Origin of the sequence: Microbacterium sp. 13-71-7 (assembly GCF_002257455.1) — a bacterium.
Classification (GTDB): domain Bacteria; phylum Actinomycetota; class Actinomycetes; order Actinomycetales; family Microbacteriaceae; genus Microbacterium.
The window spans coordinates 1-4,313 of record NZ_NCKN01000293.1; the positions used below are offsets into that span (position 1 = coordinate 1).

Here is a 4,313-nt window from a genome sequence, read left to right on the forward strand (position 1 = left end):
CTGCTGCTGCCGTACCGCAAGCCCTTCGATGCGGAGGGTCTGTTCGCATGGATGCGCGCGCGGGCGCTCCCCGGGGTCGAGGAGGCGGGGGAGCGCCGGTTCTCGCGGCACCTGCGTCTCGACGGCGGGCCCGGCTGGTTCGAACTGAGCCTCGACGACGCCGATCGCCTGCACCTGCGCGCCCGCCTCGCGCAGCTCGGCGACCTCGCGCCCCTTGTCGCGCGCGCCCGGCGCCTGTTCGATCTGGACGCGGATCCGCTGGCCGTCGACGCCGCGCTGTCCGCGCACGAGCCGCTCGCGCCGCTGGTCGCCCGCATCCCCGGCATCCGGGTGCCGGGGGCGGCGGATCCGCACGAGATGCTCATCCGCGCGATGATCGGGCAGCAGATCACGGTCGCCGCGGCCCGCACCGCGCTGACCCTGCTCGCCCAGGAGCTCGGCGAGAGGGTCGGATCCGCCGGCGACGCCCAGGGGGAGGGGATCCTGTTCCCGTCCATGGCCGCGATCGCGGAGCACGGGCACGAGGTGCTGCGAGGGCCTGCGGCCCGGATCAGGGCCGTCACCGGCGCCGCGGCGGCCCTCGCCGACGGCTCCCTGCGGCTCACACTCGGCGACGACGGCGAGGCGCAGCGCGCCGCGCTGCTCGCGATGCCGGGGATCGGGCCCTGGACGGCCGACTACGTGCGGATGCGCGTGCTCGGCGATCCCGACGTGTTCCTGCCCGGCGACGTCGCGGCCCGCGCGGGCGCCGGCGGCGCGGGGCTCCCCTCCGAGGCCGGACCCCTGGACGCCTGGGCCGCCCGCACGGCGCCCTGGCGCAGCTACCTCACCGCGCACCTCTGGCGCGCGGTCCCGCCGAAGATCCCGAAGACGACCAGGATCCCGAAGACGCCCCAGACCATCTCGATCACGGAAGGCTCGAAATGACCGCCATCATCCAGACCATCGACACCCCGGACGGCCCGTTCACGATCCTCGCGGACGACCAGGATCGCGTGCTCGCATCCGGCTGGACCGCCGACCACGAGGCGATCCTGCACCGCCTCGCCGAGAAGAACCGCCCTGCGGAGGTCGCCGAGGGCGCCACGGCCGCAGCGGACGCCGTCGCCGCGTACTACGCGGGCGACCTCACGGCGATCGACGCGGTCGAGGTGCACCAGTTCGGCACCGACATGCAGAGCGCCGGATGGGAGGCGCTGCGACGGATCACGCCGGGCGAGCCGCTCACCTACACCGAGTTCGCGGTCGCCCTCGGCAAGCCGGGCGCGGTGCGCCCCGCCGCCTCGATCTGCGCACGCAACGCGCCGGCCCTGTTCGTGCCCTGCCACCGGGTGCTCCGCACCGACGGCACCCTCGGCGGCTTCGCCTGGGGAGAGGACGTCAAGCGCCGGCTGCTCGATCGGGAGGCCGCGCACGCGATCGCCGCGTGAGCGGTCTGGCCGCCGGCACCAGCCGGCGGCCTCGTACTGGTGCCGATCGACGAATCGAGACGCCGAGCCGCGCTCTAGCCTCGACGTGAGTCGACGTCGAGGAGGACCATGCCGCAGCTCGCCACCGTCCAGACCTGGGTCGAGGAGCACATCCCCGCATTGATGGCGCGGCACCGCGTGCCGGCCGTCTCGCTCGCGATCGGCGTCGGCGACGCGACGTTCGCCTACGCCGCGGGGGTCCTCCATCGCGGCACCGGCGTCGCGGCGGACACCGGATCCGTCTTCCAGATCGGATCCGTCACCAAGGTGCTCACCGCGACGCTGGTCATGCAGCTCGTCGAGGAGGGGCTGCTCGACTTGGACGCTCCGGTGCGCCGGGTGCTCCCCGGCTTCCGGGTCGCCGACGAGGAGGCCTCCGCCGCGATCACGCCCCGGCATCTGCTCAGCCATACCGCGGGCTTCGAGGGCGACGTCTTCGTCGACACCGGCGACGGCGACGACGCGCTGGCGCAGTACGTCGGAATCCTCGCCGGGACGCCGCAGCTCTTCGCCCCCGGAGAGATGTTCTCCTACAACAACGCCGGCTTTTCGACCCTCGGCCGCATCGTCGAGGTGCTCCGCGGCGCCCCCTACGAGAGGGTCCTGCGCGATCGGTTGCTGAACCCGCTCGGACTGCGGCACGCGGCCGTGGACGCCTCGGAGGCGATCCTGCACCGGGCGGCCGTGGGCCACCTCAGGCAGGACGACGGCGAGGTCGTGCCCACGACCGTATGGGCGATGGAGCGCGCGGGAGGGCCCGCCGGCTCCCGGCTGGCGATGAGCGCGGGCGATCTGCTCGCGTTCGGCCGGCTCGCCCTCGCCGCCGGGCTCGCGTCCGACGGCTCCCGCGTGATCTCCCGCGCGACGGTCGAGGCGATGCGGGCGGCGCAGATCGCGCTGCCGGACATCGATCAGGGCGCCGCCTGGGGTCTCGGCTGGGAGCTGTTCGCCCGCGGGGGTCGCACGATCCCCGGCCATGACGGCAACACGATCGGGCAGTCCGCGTGCCTCAGGGTGCTGCCGGAGGAGGGCGTGGCCGTCGCCGCTCTCGCGAACGGCGGAGAACCGCATCCGGTCTTCGCCGCGCTCGTCGACGCCGTGCTCGCGGAGTTCGCCGGGATCGGTCCGGCGCCCGCCCCGGCCCCGACCGGCCCCGCACCCTCGCACGCCGATCGCTTCGTCGGCCGCTACGCGTCGAGGACGGCCCTGACCACGATCAGCCGGACGGCCGAGGGGCGGGTCTGGCTCGATCGGGTCCCGCACGGCGTCGTCGCCGACCTCGGCGATCTCCCGTACCGCACCGAGCTCGTCGGCTGGCGCGGCGACGTGCTGCTCCCGGTCGAGGCGGACGGCGGGATCCGTCAACCGGTCGCCTTCCTCGGCGACGACGGCGCGGGCAGAGCGCTGTTCCTGCACACCGGACGTGCGGATCGCCGGGTGTCCTCATGACCGCGCTGCCCTTCGCGGGCGCCCTGCATCGCCGCGCCGTGGTCGCGGACGCCCACAACGACCTGCTCTGCGCGGTCGTGGCGCGTCCGCCCGGGCGCTGGGGGAGCTTCTTCCGGGAGCGGTGGCTGCCGCAGCTCGAGGCGGGCGGGGTGGACCTGCAGGTGCTGCCCGTGTTCATCGAGGATCCGTACCGCCCCGAGGGCGCGCTGCGACGCACCCTGCGCATGATCGAGGCCGCGCATCGCCTCGCCGAGGAGAATGCGGGCCGCGTCGCGCTGTGCCGCTCCGGCGAGGACGTCGACCGGACGATCGCGGACGGGCGGATCGCCCTCGTGCTGGCACTGGAGGGCATGCCCGGTCTCGACGCCGACGTCGAGCTGATCGCGACGATGCACCGCCTCGGAGTCCGGGTCGGGTCGCTGGCCCACTTCGGCCGCGGCGCCTTCGCGGACGGATCCGGCGAGGACGCCGCGCGCAGCCGGCTCACCGGCGCCGGCGTCGCGGCCGTGCGTGAGATGGAGCGGGTCGGCATGCTCCTCGACCTCAGCCACCTGGGTGCTGCGGGCGTCTCGCACGCGCTGGAGATCGCGACCCGCCCCGTCATCGCGACGCACTCCTCGGCGCGGGCGCTGCGCGACCACCATCGCAATCTCTCGGATGAGCACCTCGCCGCGATCGCGGCGGGGGGCGGCGTGATCTGCGTGAACTTCTTCGCGCCGTTCCTGGACGAGGAGCCCGCCACGATCGACCGGCTCGTGGATCATCTGGAGCACATCGCGGCGATCGCGGGCAGCGAGCACGTCGGCCTCGGGCCCGACTTCGTCCGAGAGGTCATCGCCGAGACCACGCCGCCGTGCTGCGTGGTCTCCGAGGTGCAGGGCGTCCCCGCGGACGTGTATCTGCCGGGGCTCGAGGGACCGGAGGGCCTGCCTCTGGTCACGGAGGCGCTGCTGCGGCGCGGGTGGGCCGAGGCCGATATCCTCGGCGTGCTCGGCGGGAACGTGCAGCGGCTGTTCCGGCAGCAGCTCGGGCGGCCCTCGGTCCGCTGAGACCGCCCCTGACCGAGCGAATCGTCCCGGCGGACGAACAGCGAGTGCTCCGTTCGATGGAGCGGACGAACCCGGCGCGACCCCGGTGTCGCAGGATCATGGAAGAACAGGGCCGGCCGCGCGGAGCGGCGGGCGCAAGGGAGCGCGCAATGCTGACGATTCGAGACCTCTCGGTCGAGATCCGCACGGGAGAACGGACCGTGCGCCCGATCACCGGCGTCGATCTCGACCTCGCCCGCGGCGAGACGCTCGGCGTCGTCGGCGAGACCGGGTCCGGCAAGTCGATGACCGGTCTGTCGATCATGGGGATGCTGCCGAGCGGATCCACGATCACGGGCGGCTCCAT

5 protein-coding genes are annotated in these 4,313 nt (G+C 73.9%); all 5 read left to right on the forward strand.

Annotation, left to right across the window (positions count from 1 at the left end; translation table 11 throughout):
* Nucleotides 1–927 (forward strand): AlkA N-terminal domain-containing protein (locus B7X32_RS18935; protein WP_292723260.1); only part of this gene is annotated, 927 nt, incomplete at its 5' end.
* On the forward strand, nucleotides 924–1,430 hold the full coding sequence (locus tag B7X32_RS18940) for a methylated-DNA--[protein]-cysteine S-methyltransferase (protein WP_292723263.1): 507 nt from the start codon (nucleotides 924–926) through the stop codon (nucleotides 1,428–1,430). The genes B7X32_RS18935 and B7X32_RS18940, both read left to right, overlap by 4 nt.
* Before the next feature lie 108 nt (nucleotides 1,431–1,538).
* A complete protein-coding gene (locus tag B7X32_RS18945) occupies nucleotides 1,539–2,918 on the forward strand; it encodes a serine hydrolase domain-containing protein (protein ID WP_292723266.1) in 1,380 nt (459 codons plus the stop codon).
* The gene (locus tag B7X32_RS18950; RefSeq protein WP_292723269.1) at nucleotides 2,915–3,967 is read left to right on the forward strand and encodes a dipeptidase; all 1,053 of its coding nucleotides are present in this window, start codon (nucleotides 2,915–2,917) and stop codon (nucleotides 3,965–3,967) included. Before B7X32_RS18945 ends, B7X32_RS18950 begins: the two co-directional genes overlap by 4 nt.
* A 149-nt stretch (nucleotides 3,968–4,116) precedes the next feature.
* The coding region (locus tag B7X32_RS18955) for an ATP-binding cassette domain-containing protein (RefSeq protein WP_366247011.1) at nucleotides 4,117–4,313 on the forward strand (197 nt) is incomplete at its 3' end.